18 protein-coding genes are annotated in these 20,581 nt (G+C 61.3%); 7 read left to right on the plus strand and 11 right to left on the minus strand.

Annotated features, from left to right (window positions below; genetic code table 11):
* Nucleotides 1-97: 97 nt before the first annotated feature.
* From F506_RS06790 to F506_RS06805, 4 genes are read right to left on the minus strand one after another with little or no spacing between them, the layout of a single operon-like run.
* Entirely contained in the window at nt 98-1,273 is a 1,176-nt protein-coding gene (locus F506_RS06790) for an FAD-dependent monooxygenase (RefSeq protein ID WP_053196013.1), read from the minus strand.
* A gap of 29 nt (nt 1,274-1,302) precedes the next feature.
* On the minus strand, nt 1,303-2,649 hold the full coding sequence (pepP, locus tag F506_RS06795; protein ID WP_053196015.1) for a Xaa-Pro aminopeptidase: 1,347 nt from the start codon (nt 2,647-2,649) through the stop codon (nt 1,303-1,305).
* Between the two features lie 28 nt (nt 2,650-2,677).
* Nucleotides 2,678-3,388, minus strand: coding sequence for an N-acetylmuramate alpha-1-phosphate uridylyltransferase MurU (murU, locus tag F506_RS06800; RefSeq protein WP_053196017.1), 711 nt, complete (start codon nt 3,386-3,388; stop codon nt 2,678-2,680).
* A 13-nt stretch (nt 3,389-3,401) separates the two neighbouring features.
* Complete coding sequence (locus tag F506_RS06805) at nt 3,402-4,427, minus strand: aminoglycoside phosphotransferase family protein (RefSeq protein WP_053201335.1); 1,026 nt, start codon at nt 4,425-4,427, stop codon at nt 3,402-3,404.
* A gap of 98 nt (nt 4,428-4,525) precedes the next feature.
* On the opposite strand from F506_RS06805, the gene F506_RS06810 reads away from it, so the two are divergent.
* Genes F506_RS06810 through rsmA form a run of 4 tightly spaced genes read left to right on the plus strand, consistent with a single transcriptional unit; the run spans nt 4,526 to nt 10,124 of the window.
* Nucleotides 4,526-6,808, plus strand: a complete 2,283-nt coding sequence (locus F506_RS06810; protein ID WP_053196019.1) for an LPS-assembly protein LptD — start codon at nt 4,526-4,528, stop codon at nt 6,806-6,808.
* Nucleotides 6,809-6,820: 12 nt separating this feature from the next.
* Nucleotides 6,821-8,275, plus strand: coding sequence for a peptidylprolyl isomerase (locus F506_RS06815; RefSeq protein WP_200907715.1), 1,455 nt, complete (start codon nt 6,821-6,823; stop codon nt 8,273-8,275).
* Nucleotides 8,276-8,283: 8 nt separating this feature from the next.
* On the plus strand, nt 8,284-9,342 hold the full coding sequence (pdxA, locus tag F506_RS06820; RefSeq protein WP_053196022.1) for a 4-hydroxythreonine-4-phosphate dehydrogenase PdxA: 1,059 nt from the start codon (nt 8,284-8,286) through the stop codon (nt 9,340-9,342).
* Entirely contained in the window at nt 9,339-10,124 is a 786-nt protein-coding gene (gene rsmA / locus F506_RS06825; protein WP_053196024.1) for a 16S rRNA (adenine(1518)-N(6)/adenine(1519)-N(6))-dimethyltransferase RsmA, read from the plus strand. The genes pdxA and rsmA overlap by 4 nt, the downstream gene beginning before the upstream one ends.
* Nucleotides 10,125-10,148: 24 nt before the next feature.
* On the opposite strand, the gene F506_RS06830 is transcribed toward rsmA, so the two are convergent.
* The gene (locus tag F506_RS06830) at nt 10,149-10,502 is read right to left on the minus strand and encodes a helix-turn-helix domain-containing protein (RefSeq protein ID WP_053196026.1); all 354 of its coding nucleotides are present in this window, start codon (nt 10,500-10,502) and stop codon (nt 10,149-10,151) included.
* On the opposite strand from F506_RS06830, the gene F506_RS23030 reads away from it, so the two are divergent.
* From F506_RS23030 to gloA, 3 genes are all read left to right on the plus strand, one after another.
* Nucleotides 10,488-10,736 (plus strand): hypothetical protein, encoded by a 249-nt coding sequence (locus tag F506_RS23030; protein WP_144424005.1) that lies wholly within the window; start codon nt 10,488-10,490, stop codon nt 10,734-10,736. The two genes, F506_RS06830 and F506_RS23030, sit on opposite strands and share 15 nt — an antisense overlap.
* A 385-nt stretch (nt 10,737-11,121) precedes the next feature.
* Nucleotides 11,122-12,831 carry a methyl-accepting chemotaxis protein gene (locus F506_RS06835; protein WP_053196028.1) on the plus strand — a complete coding sequence of 570 codons (1,710 nt, stop codon included), beginning with the start codon at nt 11,122-11,124 and terminating at the stop codon, nt 12,829-12,831.
* A gap of 174 nt (nt 12,832-13,005) precedes the next feature.
* On the plus strand, nt 13,006-13,392 hold the full coding sequence (gloA, locus tag F506_RS06840; RefSeq protein WP_016832138.1) for a lactoylglutathione lyase: 387 nt from the start codon (nt 13,006-13,008) through the stop codon (nt 13,390-13,392).
* A gap of 88 nt (nt 13,393-13,480) precedes the next feature.
* Here gloA and F506_RS06845 read toward each other — a convergent pair whose 3' ends face one another.
* The 6 genes from F506_RS06845 to lnt all read right to left on the minus strand — a co-directional run bounded on the left by F506_RS06845 (nt 13,481) and on the right by lnt (nt 20,577).
* Nucleotides 13,481-14,401: a M48 family metallopeptidase gene (locus F506_RS06845; RefSeq protein WP_053201339.1), complete on the minus strand. Its 921-nt coding sequence runs from the start codon at nt 14,399-14,401 to the stop codon at nt 13,481-13,483.
* Between the two features lie 19 nt (nt 14,402-14,420).
* Nucleotides 14,421-15,173, minus strand: coding sequence for a lysophospholipid acyltransferase family protein (locus tag F506_RS06850; RefSeq protein ID WP_235471405.1), 753 nt, complete (start codon nt 15,171-15,173; stop codon nt 14,421-14,423).
* Nucleotides 15,174-15,245: 72 nt separating this feature from the next.
* Nucleotides 15,246-15,803 carry a D-glycero-beta-D-manno-heptose 1,7-bisphosphate 7-phosphatase gene (gmhB, locus tag F506_RS06855; RefSeq protein ID WP_053196030.1) on the minus strand — a complete coding sequence of 186 codons (558 nt, stop codon included), beginning with the start codon at nt 15,801-15,803 and terminating at the stop codon, nt 15,246-15,248.
* 26 nt (nt 15,804-15,829) lie between these two features.
* Nucleotides 15,830-17,941, minus strand: a complete 2,112-nt coding sequence (glyS, locus tag F506_RS06860; protein ID WP_053196033.1) for a glycine--tRNA ligase subunit beta — start codon at nt 17,939-17,941, stop codon at nt 15,830-15,832.
* Between the two features lie 69 nt (nt 17,942-18,010).
* Entirely contained in the window at nt 18,011-18,928 is a 918-nt protein-coding gene (gene glyQ / locus F506_RS06865; protein ID WP_053196035.1) for a glycine--tRNA ligase subunit alpha, read from the minus strand.
* A gap of 128 nt (nt 18,929-19,056) precedes the next feature.
* Nucleotides 19,057-20,577 (minus strand): apolipoprotein N-acyltransferase, encoded by a 1,521-nt coding sequence (gene lnt, locus F506_RS06870; protein WP_083458230.1) that lies wholly within the window; start codon nt 20,575-20,577, stop codon nt 19,057-19,059.
* Nucleotides 20,578-20,581: the final 4 nt, after the last annotated feature.

Consider the following 20,581-nt stretch of genomic DNA (forward strand, 5'->3'; position numbering starts at 1 on the left):
CAATGCTGCATTGTCTCATGCCGGGCGCCGCCGGCAAGGGGTTCAGCGCAGGCAGGGAACTCGTTCACAGTCTCGCAGTGAGATCGTGAACAGGTTCTTAACGCCAGCCGAACATCATCTGCTCGGCCAGGAGGCGTTTCGCCGGCGCTGCCACGTCGATCAGTCCCAGCGACAATCCGAGCAGCGCCTGCGACGGCGCGCCATCCGGTGCGCTGGCGAACACCCGCGCCATCAGGTCGGTAAGCCTGATCGTGGCGTTGCGATCGCGACCTCGTTGCGCGGCGAATTGTTGGAGTGCGGCGGTAGCGGAGCTTGTGCGCGTCAGCGCGCTTGCCAATACCACGGCATCGCGCAGGCCCAGATTGAGTCCCTGGCCGGCGACCGGATGCAGGGTTTGCGCGGCGTTGCCGATGGCCACCGTGCGTGCGGAGGCGCCGGGCGCGGCATTCAGACCAAGCGGATAACTGTGGCGGACGCTGCAGGAAGCAAAGCGCCCGACGCGGCCGCCGAAGACTTCCCCGAGTTCGTGCAGGAACGCTTTTTCGTCGAGCGACAGCAGGCGCTTCGCCGTGTCCGGCCGTGCGCACCACACCAGCGCGTAGCCGTCATCCTGCGGCAGCAAGGCCAGCGGACCTTCTGCCGTAAAACGTTCGAATGCGCGATGGGCAATCGCGGCCGTGGTGGTGACGTGTGCAACGATGGCGACCTGGTGATAGTCGCGTTGCACGGCCTTGGCGGTTTGTTCAGAGAACACGCCGCCCTCGGCCTGCACCACGATGCCGGCGCTGAGCGCGCGTCCATTGGCCAGTTGTACGTCGACCTGCACACCTTGTTCGTCGATGGCGGACACTTGCGCCGGACGCAGCACGGTCACTTTGGTCGACGCCAGCGCAGCGGATAATGCCGTCACCAGCGCGCCGTAACGCACCACGTAACCGAGCGCGGGCAGGTCGTAGTCTTCGCGATTGATCAGCGTGCGGCCGAAATGCCTGCGTCGCGACACGTGGATCTGGTTGATCGACGTCACCGCTGAGGCCATCAGGGACCACGCACCTATTTCATGCAGGATCTGCTGGCTGCCGTGCGAAAGGGCAATCGTGCGCGGATCGTGTGCGGCTTGTTCGGCCGACTTGGCATCGATCAGCGCGATACGCTGCGCGGGCATGCCGCGTTTTTGCAGCAGGGCGGCAACACTGAGGCCGACCAGACCGGCGCCGCAGATGACGACGTCGTAGTCCGGCTGGAGTGGAGCGGCGATGTCGGAAGGACTCATGGCAGGCGTGGAAACATAGCCGTGACGATTCACGCCGAGCGCATCAGCGCTTCGATGTCGGCCACTTTATTTGGCACCGCTGTGGTCAGGATTTCACAACCATCCGGTGTGACGTGGGCGTCGTCTTCGATACGGATGCCGATGTTCCAGTATTTTTCGGGCACGCCTTCGGCAGGGCGCACGTAAATTCCCGGCTCGACCGTGAGCACCATGCCCGGCTGCAGCGTCCGCCAGGGCTTGTCGCCGTCGGCCGTGGCCGGGTCGCGGTATTCGCCGACATCGTGCACGTCCATGCCGAGCCAGTGGCCGGTGCGGTGCATGTAGAACTGGCGGTAATCGCCTTTGGCGATCACGTCGTCGAGCGAGCCGACCTTGTTCTTGTCGAGCAGGCCGGTGTCGAGCATGCCTTGCGCCAGTACCCGCACCGCGGCGTCGTGGCCGTCCATGAAGCGCTTGCCGGGGCGGGTGTCGGCGATGGCGGCGTCTTGTGCGGCGAGGACGATCTCGTACAGCTCTTTTTGCGGACCGGAGAACTTGCCGTTGGCCGGGAAGGTGCGCGTGATGTCGGAGGCATAGCTGTCGAGCTCGCAACCGGCGTCGATCAGCACCAGGTCGCCGTCCCTGAGTTCGGCGTCGCCGGCGCGATAGTGCAGCACGCAGGCGTTGGCGCCGGTGGCGACGATGGAGCCGTAGGCCGGGTATTGCGAACCGTTGTTGCGGAATTCGTGCAGCAGCTCGGCTTCAAGGTGGTATTCGCGCAGGCCCGGGCGCGACAGGCGCATGGCGCGGCAATGGGCTTCGGCCGAAATGATGCCGGCGCGCTTCATGACCGCGATTTCTCCGGCGTCCTTGAACAGGCGCATTTCGTCGAGCAGCACGTTGACGTCGACGATGGACGAGGGCGCGGTGATGCCGGAGCGGCCCAGCGCGCGCACGCTTTGCAGCCATTCCTGCAATTGCGCGTCACGCTTGGCGTCATGGCCCAGCGCATAAAAGACGGCGGAGGCGTCGGCCAGCAACTGCGGCATTTCCTTGCCAAGCGCATCGATGGCGAAGGCTTCGTCGAATGCGAATTCCTGGCGCGCAGCGTCGGGGCCGTAACGATAGCCGTCCCAGATTTCGCGCTCAAGGTTCTTGTCGCGGCAGAACAGGATGCTGCGGCTTTCCTTGCCGGGGCTGGCGATCAGGACGATCACGGCCTCCGGTTCGGTGAAGCCGGACAGATAGTAGAAATAGCTGTCGTGACGATAAGGATAGTCGGCGTCGCGATTGCGCATGACTTCATGCGCGGTCGGGATGATGGCGACGCCGCCGCCTTTTGCTTGCATCTGCGCGATCAGGCCGGCGCGGCGGGCGGTAAAGGAGGCTATGGTCATCTTGGTGCTTTCTTCCGGGTGATCCGGATTATCTGCCGGCGAGCGGGGTATTCAGTTCTTCCAGCTGTTCGACGGTGCCGACGTTGATCCACTCGCCGCGGTAGATTTCTCCGCCGACCTGGCCGCGCGCAGCATACTCGCGCAGCAGCGGTCCGAGTTTGGCGTGTTCGCCCGGCGCAATCGCGTCGAACATCTGCGGGCGATAGACGCCGATATTGGCGAACGTGAACAAGGGCGAGCCTTCGTTGGCGATCGAAAAACTGTTCAATGCGAAATCGCCGTCGGGATGATGCGGTGGATTTTTCACCAGGTAAATCCAGGCGACGTCGCGCTTGTCCAATGGTATCGGATTTCCCCACAGGTCGCTGTCTTCGAGGACGGTCTTGACCTGTTCGAAATCGAAATGCGGAATATAGATGTCGCCCGAGATGGCGACGAACGCTTCTTCGCCCAGCAGGTGGCGCGCCTTGGCGATGCCGCCGGCGGTTTCCAGTGCGGCGCCTTCGGCGGAATACTGAATCTGCGCGCCGAACTGCGAACCGTCGCCCAAGGTTTCTTCGAACAGGTGGCCGAGATGCGCGTGGTTGATCACGATTTCAGTGATGCCGGCGCGCACCAGGTTCAGGATCTGCCAGACGATCAACGGCCGGCCGCGCACTTTCAGCAGGGGTTTGGGACAGGTGTCGGTCAGCGGGCGCATGCGCTCGCCGCGGCCGGCGGCAAAAATCATCGCTTTCATGGCGTATCCGGCCTCAGAAGGTGTAACCGACTTGCGGCGCTTTGTCTTCCAGTTTCTCGATCAGCCTGACCAGCGGGATCAGCGCGTTATAGCGGCGCGCAGCCTTGAGCGTGTATTCCATGACCAGCGGCATGTCCTTCAGATAGGCATCTTTGCCGTCGCGATGGTAAAGGCGTGCAAATATTCCCAGCACCTTCAGGTGGCGCTGCAGGCCCATGAATTCGAAATCGCGGTAGAAGGTGTCGATGTCCGGCGCCACCGGCAGGCCGGCGCGCTTGGCGCGTTCCCAGTAGCGGATGACCCAGTCCAGCACCATTTCTTCGTCCCACTGGATATACGCGTCGCGCAGCAGCGAAACCAGGTCGTAGGTGATCGGACCGTAGACGGCGTCCTGGAAATCGATGATGCCCGGATTGCCGGCCGGCAGGACCATCAGATTGCGCGAGTGGTAATCGCGGTGAACGAATACCTGCGCCTGCGCCAGGTTATTGGCGAGCAGGGTGTCGAAAACTTTGCCCAGCGTGTTCTTCTGGTCGTCGGTCAGCGTCACGCTGAGATGTCTGGCGATGTACCAGTCGGGGAATAATTGCAGCTCGCGCGACAGCAGGGGGCGGTCGTATTCAGGCAGCACATCCGGTTTGCTCTGGGTTTGCAGCAGCACCAGAGCATCGATGGCGTCGATGTAGAGCTTGTGGGCGGTGTCGTTGCTGAGTTGATTCAGGTAAGTGGTCGTACCAAGGTCCGACAGCAGCAGGAAGCCGTGATCGACATCCTGCGCCAGCACTTTCGGCACCGACACGCCGGTTTTGCCGAAGACCTCGGCGACATGGATGAACGGGCGCACGTCTTCTTGCGGCGGCGGGGCATCCATGACGATCAGTGTTTTACCGTCCGGCGTGTCCACGCGGAAATAACGGCGGAAACTGGCATCGGCCGAAGCGGGACGCAGCGTCTCGGCCCTGGTGGGGACGGCAAGGGTGGACAGCCACGCCTGAAGCTGGGACAGGCGCGGATCGGCAGGGGAATTATTTAAAGACATGAACAATCAGAGGAATTCGTTTGAGGATGTTGAGTTCCCATATAATAAGGGATTAAATTCAAAAAATCGCCTGCCATGGTGTTTGAACGCTTCTTTACATGATCCGCTTTTTCAAGTTTCCATTTGGTCGTCGTGCCGACTTGCGGATGTCGCGTTTCTTTACGTCCCTTGCCTCTCTTGCCGTCGCGGCGTCGGCCACGAGCGTTTTACCGATCTCTGCGCAGGCGCAGACCACCCAGAATACGCCGGCCAAGACCGATGACAAGGATGCCCCCGTCAACGTCAGCGCCGAGCAGATGACCGGCCGCCCTGATCGTCAGATCAACCTTGACCGCGACGTCGAAGTCGTGCGCGGCGAAACCACCATCAAGGCCGACAAGGCCGAATACCGCATCATCAAGGACGAGGTCGAAGCGACAGGACACGTCTGGATGAAGCGCCTGCAGGATCGCTATACCGGCGACAAGGCGCTGATGAACATGGATTCCGGCAAGGGTTACGTCACCAATCCGACTTACCTGTTTGGCAAAAACGGCGGTCGCGGCAAGGCCGAGCAGATCGACTTCCTGTCCGACGACCAGGCCAAGGTCACCGAAGGCACGTACAGCACCTGCGAAGCGCTTGACCCTGATTGGTACATCCAGGCGTCGACCATGGATCTCGACAGCGGCCGCGATGTTGGCACCATGCATGGCGGTATCGTGTATTTCAAGGGCGTACCGATTCTGGGAGCGCCGCTGATGTCTTTCCCGTTGTCGGGGGAGCGCAAATCCGGCGTGCTGCCGCCAACGTTTGGCGTTACCAGCACCGGTGGCGCGGAACTGACCGTGCCTTATTATTTCAACATTGCTCCCAATCGGGATCTGACGCTGTATCCGCGCTACATCGCGCGGCGCGGTTTGCAGCTGGGCGTTGAAGGCCGCTACCTCGGCGAGGACTATTCCGGGACGACAAAGGTTGAAGGCATTCAGGATCGCGTGACAGGTACGGGCCGTTACTCCCTGTCATCCCTCCATTCGCAAACGCTGGCGCCGAATCTGGTGTTCGGCTGGAATGTCAACAAAGCATCGGACAACGACTATCCGAGTGATTTTTCGCATTCGGTAACCGCCAGTACGCAGCGCTTGCTGACCCGTGATGTCAGCCTGGTCTATTCAGGAACGTACTGGAGTGCGGTAGGGCGCATGACCAAGTACCAGTTGCTGCAGGATATCAACAATCCTATCCAGAAGCCGTATGACCGCGTTCCGCAATTGACATTGACTGCGGCACGTCAGGATGTCGGCGGATTTGACTTTAATTTCGCTTCTGAGTTTGCGCGGTTTTCGAACACTTACACCCTTGGATCTTCAGCCGGCTCCGAAATGGTCGGCGGGGACCGCATGTATGCCAACCAGTCGGTCTCCTACCCGATCATCCGCCCCGGCTATTTCATTACGCCCAAAGCGTCACTGGATGCGACCACGTATCGACTGAACAATGTCAGCGTCGGCGCACCGACCAATCTGACGCGCGTTGTGCCGACTTACTCGTTGGACGCCGGCATGACCTTTGAGCGCGACACCAATCTGTTCGGACGCGACATGACGCAAACGCTGGAACCGCGTCTGTTCTATGTCCGGACCCCTTATCGTGACCAAAACCAGTATCCGAATTTCGACTCGGGCCTGGCGGATTTCAATTACGCGCAGATTTTCAGCGAAAACCGTTTCGTCGGCCATGACCGCATCAGCGATGCGAACCAGATTACCGGTGCGCTGGTGTCTCGTTTCATAGAGCAAGACGGCCTTGAGCGGTTGCGTGCGGCGATTGGTCAGCGTTTCTATTTTGCCGATCCCAAGGTGACACTGGATGGCACTTCGGCTACCGTCAACGGCAGCAAATCCGATCTGCTGCTGTCCCTGGGCGGCCAGATCACCAGGCAGCTCTCGCTCGACAATACGGTCCAGTACAGCGAAACGCTGCGCCAGATGGTGCGTTCCAATTTCGGAGCACGCTGGCAGCCGGCACCGAAAAAAGTGCTGAACCTGACCTACCGCCTGGACCGCACCAACGCCACCGGCATCCTCAAGCAAATGGATATTTCGGGTCAATGGCCGGTGTCGCAACGCTGGTATGCTGTCAGTCGCATCAACTATTCGATTCCTGACAAGACCGTGGCAGAAGGTCTGCTGGGCATGGAATATAAGGCCGATTGTTGGGTGTTCCGCCTGGTGGCGCAGCGCATTCCGACCTCGTCGAGCAAGGCGTCCACCTCGTTCTTCATCCAGCTTGAACTGAATGGATTCTCCAAGATTGGCTCCAACCCGCTGGATGCGCTCAGCGCCAGTATTCCCGGCTATCAGATCATCAACAAGCCAGACGATCTCACACGTTATTAAACCGATAATTATATGAACGCTTCCATCTCCTTGCGCCGTCATCTTTCCGCTGGCATTTCCACTCGCATCACATCCGGCATCGTTTTGCTGTGCATGTCGCTCGGCATGGTCGGCAGCGCCCAGGCGCAATTCGCCGCGACGGCCACGCCGGCGGCTCCCGGATTGCAGTTGCCGCCGAGTGCCGTGCCCGCGGCTCCTGCGCCGGCCGCTGCGGCCTCGCGCGCACCGCGCCCGGTTGATTCCATACTTGTCGTCGTCAACAACGACGTGATCACCCGTCAGGAATTGAACGAGCGCTTGGCGTCCGTGCAGAAGCGCCTGACGGCACAAGGTGTAGCGCTGCCGCCGCGCAATCAGCTGCAGAGCCAGTTGCTCGAACGCATGATCGTTGAGCGCGCGCAGACCCAAATGGCGAAAGAAAACGGCATCGTTGTCGACGACGCCATGCTGGATCGTGCGATCTTGCGCATCGCTGAACAGAACAAGCTGTCGGTCGCCGATTTCCGCGTCCAGCTCGAGCGCGAAGGCATGGCCTACCCGGCCTTCCGTGAAGATATCCGCCGCGAAATCATCATGCAGCGCCTGCGCGAACGCGAAGTCGACAACAAGGTGCTGGTGTCGGAATCCGAAGTGGACAACTATCTGGCAGCGGAGAACAACACCTCGGTCAAGCACGAAGACCTGAACCTGGCGCAAATTCTCGTGCGCGTGCCGGAAAACGCTTCGCCTGAACAGGTCGCGGCGCGGCGCCAGCGCGCGGAAGAAATATTGCGTCAGCTCAAGACCGGCGCCGATTTTGCCAAGACTGCGGCGACTTATTCCGACAGCAGCGATGCCCTCAGCGGCGGCGAACTGGGTTGGCGCGGGCAAGACCGTTTGCCGCAATTGTTCCTCGACGCGGTGGCGAGCCTGAAACCGGGCGAAGTCTCAGCCATCCTCAAGAGCGGCAACGGTTTTCATATCGTCAAGCTGATCGATCGCCGCAACACCAGCAACACAGCCAAGGCGGGTGCTCCCGCCGTCGAGCAAACACATGCGCGCCATATCCTGATCAAGGTCAATCAGGTCGTGTCCGCCGCCGAAGCGCGCCGCAAACTGCTGGAACTGAAAGAACGCCTGGACCACAAGGCGGCGACCTTCGAAGAATTGGCCAAACTGTATTCCAATGACTTGTCGGCGTCCAAGGGCGGCGATCTGGGCTGGATCTATCCGGGCGATACCGTGCCGGAATTCGAGCGCGCGATGAACGAACTCAAGCCGGGCGAAATCAGCCAGCCGATCGAATCGCCATTCGGTTTTCACTTGATCCAGGTGGTCGAACGCAAGACCGACGACGGTTCGCAGGAACGTGCGCGCCTGGCCGCACGCCAGGCCATCCGCGAGCGCAAGATCGACGAAGCAACCGAAGACTGGTTGCGTCAGTTGCGTGACCGCGCCTACGTCGAATTCCGCACCGACGATAACTGATCCCTCCGATGTCCGCAGCCCTGTCCGCAGTCCCTGAAGCTCAACGCCGGCGCCCCACGCTGGCGATCACCTGCGGAGAGCCGGCCGGCATCGGCCCGGAAATCTCCATCAGGGCCGCCTGGCAGCTGCGCGCTGAAGTACGCGGCGTGCTGCTCGGCGACGCCGCCCTCCTGGCGCAGACGGCGCAGGTGCTGGATCCTGCCATCGCCTTGTCGGCGTTGTCGGTGCAAGCCTTCCGCAACAGCGGGCTGCCCAATTTCCCGCAAGATCGCCTGATCGTCATCGACTGCCCGACCGGCGAGCCGGTGGTGCCGGGCGTGCTCGACGCGCGTAACGGCCGTGCCGTGCTGCAGACGCTCGACGTTGCTGTCGAGTGGGCGCTGAAAGGGCAGTTCGACGCTATCGTTACTGCGCCGCTGCAGAAGAGCACGATCAACGACGCCGGCGTACCCTTCACGGGCCACACCGAATATCTCGCGGAACGCACCGCCACGCCCCAGGTCGTCATGATGCTCGCCGGCGGCGACGCCCCGCATTTGCGCGTAGCGCTGGCGACCACGCATCTGGCGCTGAAGGACGTGTCGGCGGCGATTACCTTCGACGGGCTGGGTCGCACGCTCGACATCATCCATGCCGATCTGCGTGACAAATTCGGCATCGCCCGGCCGCGCATCCTGGTCACCGGCCTCAATCCGCACGCCGGCGAGAACGGCTACCTCGGCCGCGAAGAAATCGATGTCATCAGTCCTGCACTGGCGGCTGCCAAGGCGCGCGGCATCGATGTCGCGGGCCCGTATCCGGCCGACACGCTGTTCCAGCACAAATATCTCGAGCATGCCGATTGCGTGCTCGCCATGTACCACGACCAGGGCCTGCCGGTATTGAAGTTCGCCAGCTTCGGCCAGGGCGTCAACATTACGCTGGGCCTGCCCATCATTCGCACCTCCGTCGACCACGGCACCGCACTCGACCTCGCCGCCCAGGGATTGGGCCGCGCCGACCACGGCAGCATGGTCGAAGCCATCAGGACGGCGGCGCTCATGGCCCGCGCCAAGAATTCCCTATGAAACATATCGCCCGCAAACGCTTCGGCCAGAATTTCCTGACCGATCAGACCATCCTGTACGACATCATCAGCGCCATCGCGCCGCAGAAGGGCGATGTCATGGTCGAGATCGGTCCGGGTCTGGCTGCGATGACCAGCCTGTTGCTCGAGTCGCTTGACGAGATGCACGTGGTCGAACTCGACCGCGACCTGGTGGCGCGCCTGCAGAAGCAGTTCGATCCGAAGCGCCTGCACGTGCATTCGGCCGATGCACTCAAATTCGACTTCGCGTCGATTCCGGTGCCTGCCGGCCGCAAGCTGCGGGTGGTCGGCAACCTGCCGTACAACATCTCCAGCCCCCTCATGTTCCGTCTCGCGGAGCTGGCGCCGTTGGTACAGGACCAGCATTTCATGCTGCAAAAGGAAGTGGTCGAGCGCATGGTTGCCGATCCCGGCAGCAAGGCCTTCGGGCGTCTCTCCGTGATGCTGCAGTGGCGTTATCACATGGAACTGATGTTTGTCGTGCCGCCGACGGCATTCGATCCGCCGCCGCGCGTGGATTCGGCAATCGTGCGCATGATCCCGGTTGCACAGCCGCTTGAATGCGATCAGCTGCTGCTCGAGGAAGTCGTCACCAAGGCGTTTTCCCAGCGCCGCAAGGTGATTCGCAATTGCGTCGCCGGCTTGCTCGCCGAAGCCGACCTGATCGCCGCCGGCATCGACCCGCAGGCCCGTCCCGAAGCGGTGCCGATGGAGCAATTCGTTGCCCTGGCCAACGTGCTGCGGCAACATCGCGCCGGCTGAACCGGATCTTGATGCGGCGGTAAATTATTTACGCGCCGATTTCAGCAGCAATTCCATGAAGTCCACCGCGAGCTGCTGATCCTGAGGCATCAGCAGGATGAAGCGCCCCAACGCGTTTTCAAGCCGCGCCGCAGCAGCCTTGCTGGCATCGCTGGCGTTTTTTCCTGATTGCATGTTCTGTTCGGCGATGAGATAGAGCGACGATACCGGGACGTCGAGCGCCTTGGCGACGTTTTCCAGCATGTCGGGGGTAAGGCGCTGCTTGTCGCGTTCGACGCGCGATAAATTGGCGGCATCGGTGCCTGCGACCAATGCAATTTCTTCCAGGCTCGCTTTTCTTTCCTTGCGAATCTTGCGTAGGACATGGCCAATATTCATTTATCAATTCTCCTTCCAACATTGCGTGAGGCGCAAAGTCGTGCGGACAAATTTTTTGCTAAAATATTGCGTATTACGCAAATAATCGACGCCAAACCAATGCCTGCAAGCAAAAATAAATCTTGCTTCACGGCATTGCCAGATCTGCTCTGTCGGAACCGCACCACGAAAGGCGGCAACCTGCATGCTGGCGCCGGAACAAACAGGTTTTGTCGCGCAGCGGCTCGCTTATGACTGCAGGACGGAGAGCGTTCCTTCTTCATCATAGTTCGCGGATAGCGAGATGGAACCTGTATTAGCCAATACTGCCACCTGACAAGCGAAAGGGGGAAGGGAGTCATCATCAGGATTTTCCTGATGGCCGCCGGTAGTATTGCGGATTAGTCTTTCGGAGTTTCTGCAATTCAACATTGAATCATTGCATCAATGGCGCGGGCTGAAGACAAAAAGGCAAACAAAAGCCGGTTGAAGCGAGATCTTCCGGCGCGTAGTATCGACTCACCCGGATCGGCACAACCGGGACGCGCCGCGTTAGTCGTTAGTCGTTAGCCATCAGCCATCAGCCATCAATCGTCAGCCAATACGTTCAATTGCACTTTTACATGACAAGGGGAAATGTATGCGCATAGCGAATTTCAAGATCGGGGCACGTCTGAGCATAGGATTCGGTTTCCTGGTGCTGTTGCTGGTCTCCATGGCCGTACTCGGCATCACGCGTCTGTCCGGTCTCAATGAGCAGATGGATGAAGTCATCAATGACAAGTATCCGAAGACGGTGCTGGCCAACGACATCATCAAGAACGTCAATGTCATTGCCCGGTCGTCCCGCAACGTCCTGCTGATGACCGATGCGGACGAAGTGGGCAAGGAAATGCAGACCATCCGGACCGCCAGCGATCACACCAAGACAACACTGGAAAAGCTCGACAGCCTGATTACCGGCGACAAGGGCCGCGCGCTCATGAAGGCGATCATGGATGCACGCACGCAATACAACGTCGGTCGCGACGAGGTGCTGCGCCTGGTGACGGCGGGCGCCAAGAACGAGGCCACGTTGTTGCTCTTGCAGACGGTACGGCCGCTGCAACTGACCTACATGTCGGCAGTGGAAACCTTGATCGCGCATCAGAACGAGCTGATGCACGTCGCCAGCAAGGAAGTCGAAGAAGAATATGTCGAGGCGCGCAATCTGGTGATCATGCTGAGCGTCATCGCGCTGGTGTTTGCCGGCCTGATCGCCTGGCTGGTCACGCGCAGCATCACGTCACCGCTGAGCCGTGCGGTCAAGGTCGCCGAGACCGTTGCGGCAGGCGATCTGACCTCGCAGTTCGATGCCTCCGGCAAGGACGAGACCGCCCAGCTGCTGCGCGCCTTGCGGGCCATGAATGACAACCTGCTCGACATCGTCAGCCGGGTCCGCCACGGCACCGACACCATCGCTACCGCATCGACCCAGATCGCGATCGGCAATCTGGATCTGTCCAGCCGCACCGAGCAGCAAGCCAGTTCGCTCGAGGAAACCGCCTCGTCGATGGAAGAGCTGACCTCCACCGTCAAGCAGAACGCCGAAAATGCGCGCGAGGCCAACAAGCTGGCCGTCTCGGCATCGGCGGTCGCGGTTGAAGGCGGCAACGTGGTCGGCAAGGTAGTCCATACGATGGAGTCGATCAATGCGTCGTCGCGCAAGATCGTCGACATCATCAGCGTGATCGACGGCATCGCCTTCCAGACCAACATCCTGGCCTTGAATGCCGCCGTCGAAGCGGCGCGCGCCGGCGAGCAGGGGCGTGGCTTTGCGGTGGTGGCCAGCGAGGTGCGCACGTTGGCGCAGCGCAGCGCCGCCGCAGCGAAGGAAATCAAATCGCTGATTGACGACTCGGTGGAAAAAGTGGACTCCGGCAGCAAACTCGTCGAGCAGGCCGGTCAGACCATGAACGAAGTGGTCAGCAGCGTGCGCCGCGTGACCGACATCGTCGGCGAGATCACCGAAGCCAGCCGCGAGCAAAGCGAGGGCATCGAGCAAGTCAACCAGGCAGTCACGCAAATGGACCAGGTCACACAGCAAAACGCCGCGCTGGTCGAGGAAGCCGCCGCCGCCGCGCAGTCGCTGCAGGACCAGGCCACCAGCCTGTCGCAGATCGTCGGCGTATTCAAGATCGACGGCACTCGCCTGCAGCACAACGCAGGCGCCTCGCCGTCAGCGTCTCCGCGTGCGCATGACGTGACGCCGGGGACACCGTCGCTGGCGCGCAAGCAGGAAGCCCCGCGCCTGCCTGCGGCTGCGCGTACTCCCGTCACCGGCAGGGACGACGATTGGGAACAGTTCTGATCTCCGCCTGAAGTTGCCTGAAGCATCGCCATCACCGCGCGCCTGTCGTCATCCGATCGCAGGCGCGCGGCATTTCATAGACCGTGATTCGAGGGCAGGCAATGCATCCCGGCAAGCCGGCGCGAACAGCGCTACAATCCTGCACTCCGATAAGTTCTTAGGCAAAGGCTCATTATGCGCATCCTGCACACCATGCTCCGGGTTGGCGACCTGCAACGCTCCATCGATTTTTACACCAAGGTGCTCGGCATGAAATTGCTGCGCACCAGCGAAAACACCGAATACAAATACACCCTGGCTTTCCTCGGCTACGGCAGCAACCCGGATCATGCCGAACTCGAGCTGACCTACAACCATGGCGTCGACAAGTATGAAATGGGGACCGCCTACGGCCACATCGCGATCTCGGTGGACGACGCCTACAAGGCTTGTGACGCGGCGCGTTCTTCGGGCGGCAATGTGACGCGCGAAGCCGGTCCGGTCAAGGGTGGCAGCACCGTCATCGCCTTCGTGACGGACCCCGACGGCTACAAGATCGAGTTCATCGAGCGCAAAGACTAGTTCGACCGGAAGTATCAAGTATCAAACAAATCGGCCTGCTGCATGTTCCCATGCAGCAGGCCGATTTGTTTGCCGGATGGAATTGCGGTCAGAAAATTGGCAAGGTTTCAGGCGCGCTGTCACGCAAGGCGCGCTTGGCGGTTTCGAATTCAGGGAAGATGGATTGGACCGTGGCCCAGAAGCGCGGGCTATGGTTCATTTCGCGCAGGTGCGACAACTCGTGCGCGATCACGTAGTCAATCAGCGGCAGGGAAAAGTGCATCAGGCGCCAGTTCAGGCGGATGCGGCCATCGGCGGTGCAGGAGCCCCATTGCGTGGTGGCCGAGGACAGCGCGAATGACTGGTAAGTCACGCCCAGCTTCTCGGCATAAATCGGCAGGCGCGCCGCGAAGGTTTCCTTGGCGCGCGCTTGCAGCCAGCCTTGCACGCGGTCTTTCAATTGTTGCTCGCCGGCGTCGGCGGGCAAGCCCACCGTCAGCTCCAGCGTGCCTTCATCGTAAGCGATGCCGGAGGACTGGTTGGCGCGGATGCGCAGGGTGATGTCCTGGCCCAGATAAGGCAGCGTCGCGCCGTCGCGCCATTGCATCTGAGGTTGCAGGCGGCGCGCCGAGCGTTCGCGGCGTTCATTGAGTTTGGTGAAAATCCAGCGCTGCTTTTCGCGGATGGCGTTTTCGATCTCGCCCAGGGTCACCCATTTCGGCGCCGTCACGCGCAAGCCTTCATCGCTGATCAGGAAGCCGATCGAGCGGCGCTTGGAGCGCAGCAGCGCGTAATCGAGATGGTGCTCGCCGAGCTGGATGCGCCGCATGCCGTCAGCGGGACGACCGATAGGCGGCGACATCGGCGGCAAAGGCGCCTGCTGTTTAAGTTCGGGCGCCGGTGCATGGTCCTGCTGCAAAAGCGGTGGCGGTGGGCTGTCCTGCGTCGTCTCAAGAGGCGTCGGTGTGAAGAAATCCAGTTGCAGCGTGAGCTGGTTAGGATCCGGCTGAGAGTGACGAAGCAGTTTCAATGTATTGGGGCCGATGGTGTCAGTTTCTTGTTTTGTCGACGGCGGCATAAACCGCCGGGGAAATCACGCGCATTTCGGATTCTATCCAATTTTCAACGCGTTGGCTTAACTGTGCCGGATCGAGGCCTTCCGGCGAGATCGGCTTGCCGATCGATACCGTGATCATACCCGGAGTTTTGATGAAGCCGCCCTTAGGCCAGCACTCGCCGGCGTTGACTGCGATCGGCACGACCACGGTATTGGTTTCCACCGCCAGGCGCGAGCCGCCATGCTTGTACTTGCCGGTCTGGCCGACCGGAATGCGCGTGCCTTCCGGGAACATGATCACCCACTGGCCGTCGGCCAGGCGCTTGCGGCCCTGCACCACCACTTGCGCGAAGGCGTCGCGGCCTTTGCTGCGGTCGATCGGGATCATGCGCAACAGCGCGATGCCCCAGCCGAAGAAGGGGATGTAGGTCAGTTCCTTCTTGAACACGAACACCAGCGGGCGCGGCATGATGATCAGGTAGAAAATCGTTTCCCATGCCGACTGATGCTTGGACAGCAGAATCACCGGCGCGTCGGGCAGGTTTTCCATGCCCTTGACCTGATAGCGGATGCCGCAGATCACGCGCGCCGCCCAGATCACCAGCACGTTCCAGCGCGAGGTCAGGTAATAGCGCTTGGCGTACGGAAACGGTGCGAAGAGGATGCAGGCGATGGACCAGACGACGGTGGCGACCGTCATCACCAGTGTGAACAGCACGGAACGCAAAAACAGGTTGATACGCAAAATACAGTCTCCCTTTTCAGAGCCGGCGCGGCCATGTCCGCAATGCGGGGCCCGCGGCCTTCTCTCCATCCATTAAACCGACATTTCTACCGGTGCTTTCAATATGAAGTCGACCACGCCGGCGAGATCCGGATAGATCAGCGTGCCGGGCGGCAAGCCGCCTTTTTCGCGGGTCTTTTCGCCCTTGCCGGTGAGCACCAGGAACGGCGCGCAACCGGCCACGAAGCCGGCTTGCAGGTCGCGCAGCGAATCGCCTACGGTGACCACTCCACCGCGCAGGCTGATGCCGAAGCGCCTGGAAATTTCATTGAACATGCCGGGCTTGGGCTTGCGGCAATCGCAGTTGTCGTCGGCGGCATGCGGACAAAAGAACACGGCGTCGATATCGGCGCCGACCTGTTGTGCAGCGTTATGCATCTTCTGGTGAATGGCGTTGAGCGTCATCATGTCGAACAGCCCGCGGCCCACGCCAGATTGATTGGTGGCGACAACAACGCGATAGCCGGCCTGGTTGAGGCGGGCGATCGCTTCCAGAGAACCCTTGATCGGAATCCATTCCGCAGGCGACTTGATGAAGGCGTCCGAGTCTTGGTTGATCACGCCATCGCGATCCAGAATGATCAGCTTCATGTTCTTGTCACCTTATCCCTGAGAACTTATGCAGCCAGCTTGGAAATATCCGCGACCTGATTGAGCATCTGATGCAACTCGGCCAGCAATGCCTGGCGATTGTTGCGCAGCTGTTCGTCTTCGGCGTTGACCATCACGTCGTTGAAGAAGGCGTCGACGTTCTGGCGCAATTGCGCCAACGCCTTCAGCGCGCCGCTGAAATTGCCCTGCGCATACGCAGCATCAACTTGCGGCTTCAGTAGCAGCATGGCCGAATACAGCGCCTGCTCGGCGGCTTCGCGCAGCAGGCCGTTCTGCACCGTGCCGGTGACTCCACCTTCGATTTTTTTCAGGATATTCGTGATGCGCTTGTTGGCGGCGGCCAGTGCTTCGGCTTCCGGCAGTGCGGCGAAGGCTTGCACTGCATCCAGGCGCTCGGTGATGTTGTCGAGCACTTCCGGCTGTTGCGCCACGACTGCTTCGATTTCGTTGGGCGAGTAATTGCGTTCGCGCAGCAGGCCGCGCAGGCGATCGAACAGGAAGGCGCTGACGTCGGCGCTCGGATCCTTGAAATTGCCGTTGCCGGCAAACTGCGCCACGGCAACCTGCAGCAAGGCGGGAATCGCCAGCGGCAGACGCTTTTCAACCAGCATGCGCAACACGCCCAGCGCGTGACGGCGCAGCGCGAACGGATCCTTGTCGCCGGTCGGCTGCAGGCCGATGCCCCAGATGCCCACCAGGGTTTCCAGCTTGTCGGCTAGCGCCACCGCGGTGCCGGTTGCGGACACCGGCAAGGCGTCGCCGGCGAAGCGCGGCTGGTAGTGTTCGGAGGCGGCCAACGCGACTTCGTCCGGCTCGCCGTCGTGACGTGCGTAGTAGGCGCCCATGATGCCTTGCAGCTCGGGGAATTCGCCCACCATGTCGGTCAGCAGATCGGTCTTGGCCAGCAGCGCGCCGCGTTCGGCCAGCGCCACGTCATTGCCCAGCAGTTTGGCAATCGCGCCGGCCAGCGCCTGGACGCGCTCGGTGCGTTGCAGCTGGTTGCCCAGCTTGTTGTGATACACGACGTTGGCCAGCAGCGGCACGCGATCGGCCAGCGACTTCTTCTTGTCTTGTTCGAAGAAGAATTTCGCATCCGACAGGCGCGGGCGCACCACGCGTTCATTGCCCTGGATGATGTGCTGCGGGTTGGAGGTTTCCAGATTGGAAACGATCAGAAAGCGCGAACGCAACTTGCCGTTGGCGTCGGTCAGCGCAAAATATTTCTGGTTGGTCTGCATGGTCAGGATCAGGCACTCCTGCGGCACCGCCAGGAATTGATCGTCGAACTTGCATTCGTACACCACCGGCCATTCGACCAGCGCCGTGACTTCATCGAGCAGTGCTTCCGGCATCAGGACCTTGTCGTCGCCGGCCTTGCCGAGCAGGTCGAGGCGGATCTTTTCCTTGCGCTCGGTGAAGCCGGGGATGACTTTACCCTTGCTGATCAGCGTCTCGACATAGGCCTCGGGCGAGTCGACCGCAATCGCGCCTTGCGACAGGAAGCGATGGCCCTGGGTGATCTTGTCGGCGTCGAGGCCGAGGATGTTCAGCGGCACCACGCTCGCGCCATGCAGCGCGATCAGGCGGTGTGCGGGACGGACAAAATGCACGGTGTTACCGGCGTCGCGGCCATGCTGGCGCTGATAGCTCATCAGCTTCGGAATCGGCAACTTGGCGACCGATTCTTCCAGCGCGGCTTGCAAGCCGGTTTGCAGTGCGCCGCCCTTGGCGGTGTAGTTGTAGAAGAAGCTCTCGGCCTTGCCGTCCTGGGCACGTTCCAGCTGGTCGGGCGTGATCACGGTGGCGCCGACTTGCGCAGCGAGCGCGGCCAGTTTCTTGACCAGCGGCGCCGACGGGCGGCCTTCGGCGTCCAGCGCAACGCTGACCGGCAATACCTTCTCGCGAATTGCCTTGTCGAGCGAAGTGGCGCGCACCTTGCTGATGGAAACAGCCAGGCGACGCGGCGTGGCGTAAGCGGTGGCGGCAGCGCCTTCTTCCAGGAAGTCGCGCGATTTCAGGCCGTTGAAAATGCCGTTGGCAAATGCATCGCCCAGTTTGGCGAGCACTTTCGGCGGCAGTTCTTCGGTCAGGAGTTCTACTAAAAGTGTTTGAGTCATTTTCTGTTTTCTTGCTTGTCTGGCGCTGCGCTTAGTGTCAGCCGCGGCGCGATACGGTCAATACTTTATTCAAGCGGCCTGGCGGGAAGCGTCGGCGTCCGCCATCGGGAAACCGAGACGTTCGCGCGATTCGTAATACGCCTGCGCCACCGCGCGCGACAGATTGCGGATGCGGCCGATATAGGCAGCGCGCTCGGTCACCGAAATGGCGCCGCGTGCATCCAGCAGGTTGAAGGTGTGCGCCGCCTTCAGAATCATTTCGTAGGCCGGCAACGCCAGCGGGACTTCCAGCAGGCGCTTGGCTTCGGCTTCATAGTTGCCGAACAGCGAGAACAGGAAGTCGGTATTCGAATATTCGAAGTTGAAGGTCGACTGCTCCACTTCGTTCTGGTGGAACACGTCGCCGTAGGTCAGCTTCTTCTTGACGCCGTTCTCGACCCATTCGGTCCAGACCAGGTCGTAGACGTTTTCCACGTTTTGCAGATACATCGCCAGACGCTCGATGCCGTAGGTAATTTCACCCAGCACCGGTTTGCAGTCGAGGCCGCCGACTTGCTGGAAGTAGGTGAACTGAGTGACTTCCATACCGTTCAGCCAGACTTCCCAGCCCAGGCCCCAGGCGCCGAGGGTCGGGTTTTCCCAGTCGTCCTCGACGAAGCGCACGTCGTTCTGCTTCAGGTCCAGGCCCAGCGCTTCGAGCGAGCCGAGGTACAGATCGAGGATATTCTCAGGCGCCGGCTTCAACACCACCTGGTATTGGTAGTAGTGCTGCATGCGGTTGGGGTTTTCACCGTAGCGGCCGTCCTTGGGGCGGCGCGACGGTTGCACATAGGCGGCACGCCATGGCTCGGGCCCGATCGCGCGCAGGAAGGTGGCGGTGTGCGAGGTGCCGGCGCCGACTTCCATGTCGTAGGGCTGGAGCAATGCGCAACCTTGCGCATCCCAATATTCTTGCAGCTTGAGAATGATCTGTTGAAATGTAAGCATCTTTTTATGTTGCCGGTGATGGCGGGCAAGGAATTGCTAAAACCCTGAATTTTAGCGGTTTTTGAGGGGGCCATGCAGCCCAAACGCAGGAACCGGCAGGAAATAGCCAAGAAAAGGAGCCGCCGGAACTAGCGTTTGCGGCGCGACAGCAGCCAGGCTGTCGCCAGTGCGGCGATCGCCAGCGCCAGCATCAGCTTGTTGCCGAGCAGAATGTACGGCGTCTGGCCCTGGAAACCTTGCACGGATGCGCTCAGCATGTTGCGCGTGTAAGGCTGCAATTCCGACACCAGCTGGCCTTTGGGGCCAATCACGGCAGTGGCGCCGGTGTTGGTCGCGCGCAGCATCGGGCGGCCGGTTTCCAGCGCGCGCATTTGCGAAATCTGCAAGTGCTGCGGCAGGGCGATCGAGTTACCGAACCAGGCGATATTGGACAGGTTCAGCAGCATGCTGGCCTGCGGCTGGCCGGCGTAGTAGGCGCCGCCGAGCTGGGCGGCGATTTCTTCACCGAACAGATCCTCGTAGCAGATGTTAGGCATGATCCATTGCTGCTTGACCTGGAACGGCAGCTGCAAGGGTTTGCCGCGCGTCATGTCGCCCAGCGGAATGTTCATCATGTCGACGAACCAGCGGAAACCGAGCGGGATGAATTCACCGAAAGGTACCAGATGATGCTTGTCGTAGCGGTATGGCGTGCGCTCGCTGCCCGGGTCGGGCGAAAAACCGACCATGCTGTTGGCGTACTGGCCCGGTCCGTCCGACAAGGGAATCCCCAGCGCCAGGTGGCTGCCGGAGGTTTGCACAAAGCGCGCCAGGCGCGCCAGATAGTCCGGCGGCAGTTGCTGCGGCAGCAGCGGCACCGCGGTCTCGGGCGTGGCGATCAGGTCCGCCGGCGCGCTGCGGATCATATCGTCGTACATCATCAGCGACGACAACAGCGCTTCGTTGGAGAACTTCATCTCCTGCGGAATGTTTCCCTGCAATAGGCGCACGCTGATCGACTGGCCGGCGGCATGCGTCCAATCGACCGCATGCAAGGCGACACCCGCGCCGGCGAGCAGCAGCGTCAAGGCCGCAGGCAAGACGCGCGGACCGGAACGCAGGCTCAGCATGGCGAGACTGCCGGCGACGATCGCGGCGATCCAGGCCAGGCCGTAGACGCCGACCACGGGCGCGAAGCCGGCCAGGGGGCCGACGTTGTGCGCATAGCCCGAAGTCAGCCACGGGAAGCCAGTAAACAGCCAGCCGCGCAGCCATTCCGACAAGGCCCATAGCGCCGGCAGCAACAGCAGCAGCACGGCAGCCTGCGAGGCCGCCCAGCGCTGCCGCAGCCAGCTCGCGAGCGTTGCGGTCAATGCTGCATAGAGACCCAGGTAAGCAGCCAGCAAGCCCACCGCCAGCGCCGCCATCCATCCCGCCATGCCGCCGTAGTCGTGCATGCTGATGTAGAGCCAGTGCACGCCGCAGGCGGCCCAGCCGAAGCCGTACAGCCAGCCGGTCAGCGCATTGCGGCGAAAGGAGGAGGTGCGGGAGATCTGGCGAAACAGCCAGGCCAGCGTGAGGATCTGCACCGGCCAGATGTTGAACGGGGCGAACGCCAGCACGTTGGCGACGCCGGCCAGCAAGGCGAACAGCGGCGTCCAGCGTGCCAGGGGA

Origin of the sequence: Herbaspirillum hiltneri N3, from assembly GCF_001267925.1 — a bacterium.
Lineage (GTDB): Bacteria > Pseudomonadota > Gammaproteobacteria > Burkholderiales > Burkholderiaceae_D > Herbaspirillum > Herbaspirillum hiltneri.

What these genes read in the sequence shown, in the direction of transcription:
- F506_RS06790 (WP_053196013.1), bottom strand. Translation starts at nt 1,273, where the DNA reads ATGAGTCCTTCCGACATCGCCGCTCCACTCCAGCCGGACTACGACGTC.
- pepP (WP_053196015.1), bottom strand. Translation starts at nt 2,649, where the DNA reads ATGACCATAGCCTCCTTTACCGCCCGCCGCGCCGGCCTGATCGCGCAG.
- murU (WP_053196017.1), bottom strand. Translation starts at nt 3,388, where the DNA reads ATGAAAGCGATGATTTTTGCCGCCGGCCGCGGCGAGCGCATGCGCCCG.
- F506_RS06805 (WP_053201335.1), bottom strand. Translation starts at nt 4,427, where the DNA reads ATGTCTTTAAATAATTCCCCTGCCGATCCGCGCCTGTCCCAGCTTCAG.
- F506_RS06810 (WP_053196019.1), top strand. Translation starts at nt 4,526, where the DNA reads ATGATCCGCTTTTTCAAGTTTCCATTTGGTCGTCGTGCCGACTTGCGG.
- F506_RS06815 (WP_200907715.1), top strand. Translation starts at nt 6,821, where the DNA reads ATGAACGCTTCCATCTCCTTGCGCCGTCATCTTTCCGCTGGCATTTCC.
- pdxA (WP_053196022.1), top strand. Translation starts at nt 8,284, where the DNA reads ATGTCCGCAGCCCTGTCCGCAGTCCCTGAAGCTCAACGCCGGCGCCCC.
- rsmA (WP_053196024.1), top strand. Translation starts at nt 9,339, where the DNA reads ATGAAACATATCGCCCGCAAACGCTTCGGCCAGAATTTCCTGACCGAT.
- F506_RS23030 (WP_144424005.1), top strand. Translation starts at nt 10,488, where the DNA reads ATGGCCAATATTCATTTATCAATTCTCCTTCCAACATTGCGTGAGGCG.
- F506_RS06830 (WP_053196026.1), bottom strand. Translation starts at nt 10,502, where the DNA reads ATGAATATTGGCCATGTCCTACGCAAGATTCGCAAGGAAAGAAAAGCG.
- F506_RS06835 (WP_053196028.1), top strand. Translation starts at nt 11,122, where the DNA reads ATGCGCATAGCGAATTTCAAGATCGGGGCACGTCTGAGCATAGGATTC.
- gloA (WP_016832138.1), top strand. Translation starts at nt 13,006, where the DNA reads ATGCGCATCCTGCACACCATGCTCCGGGTTGGCGACCTGCAACGCTCC.
- gmhB (WP_053196030.1), bottom strand. Translation starts at nt 15,803, where the DNA reads ATGAAGCTGATCATTCTGGATCGCGATGGCGTGATCAACCAAGACTCG.
- glyS (WP_053196033.1), bottom strand. Translation starts at nt 17,941, where the DNA reads ATGACTCAAACACTTTTAGTAGAACTCCTGACCGAAGAACTGCCGCCG.
- glyQ (WP_053196035.1), bottom strand. Translation starts at nt 18,928, where the DNA reads ATGCTTACATTTCAACAGATCATTCTCAAGCTGCAAGAATATTGGGAT.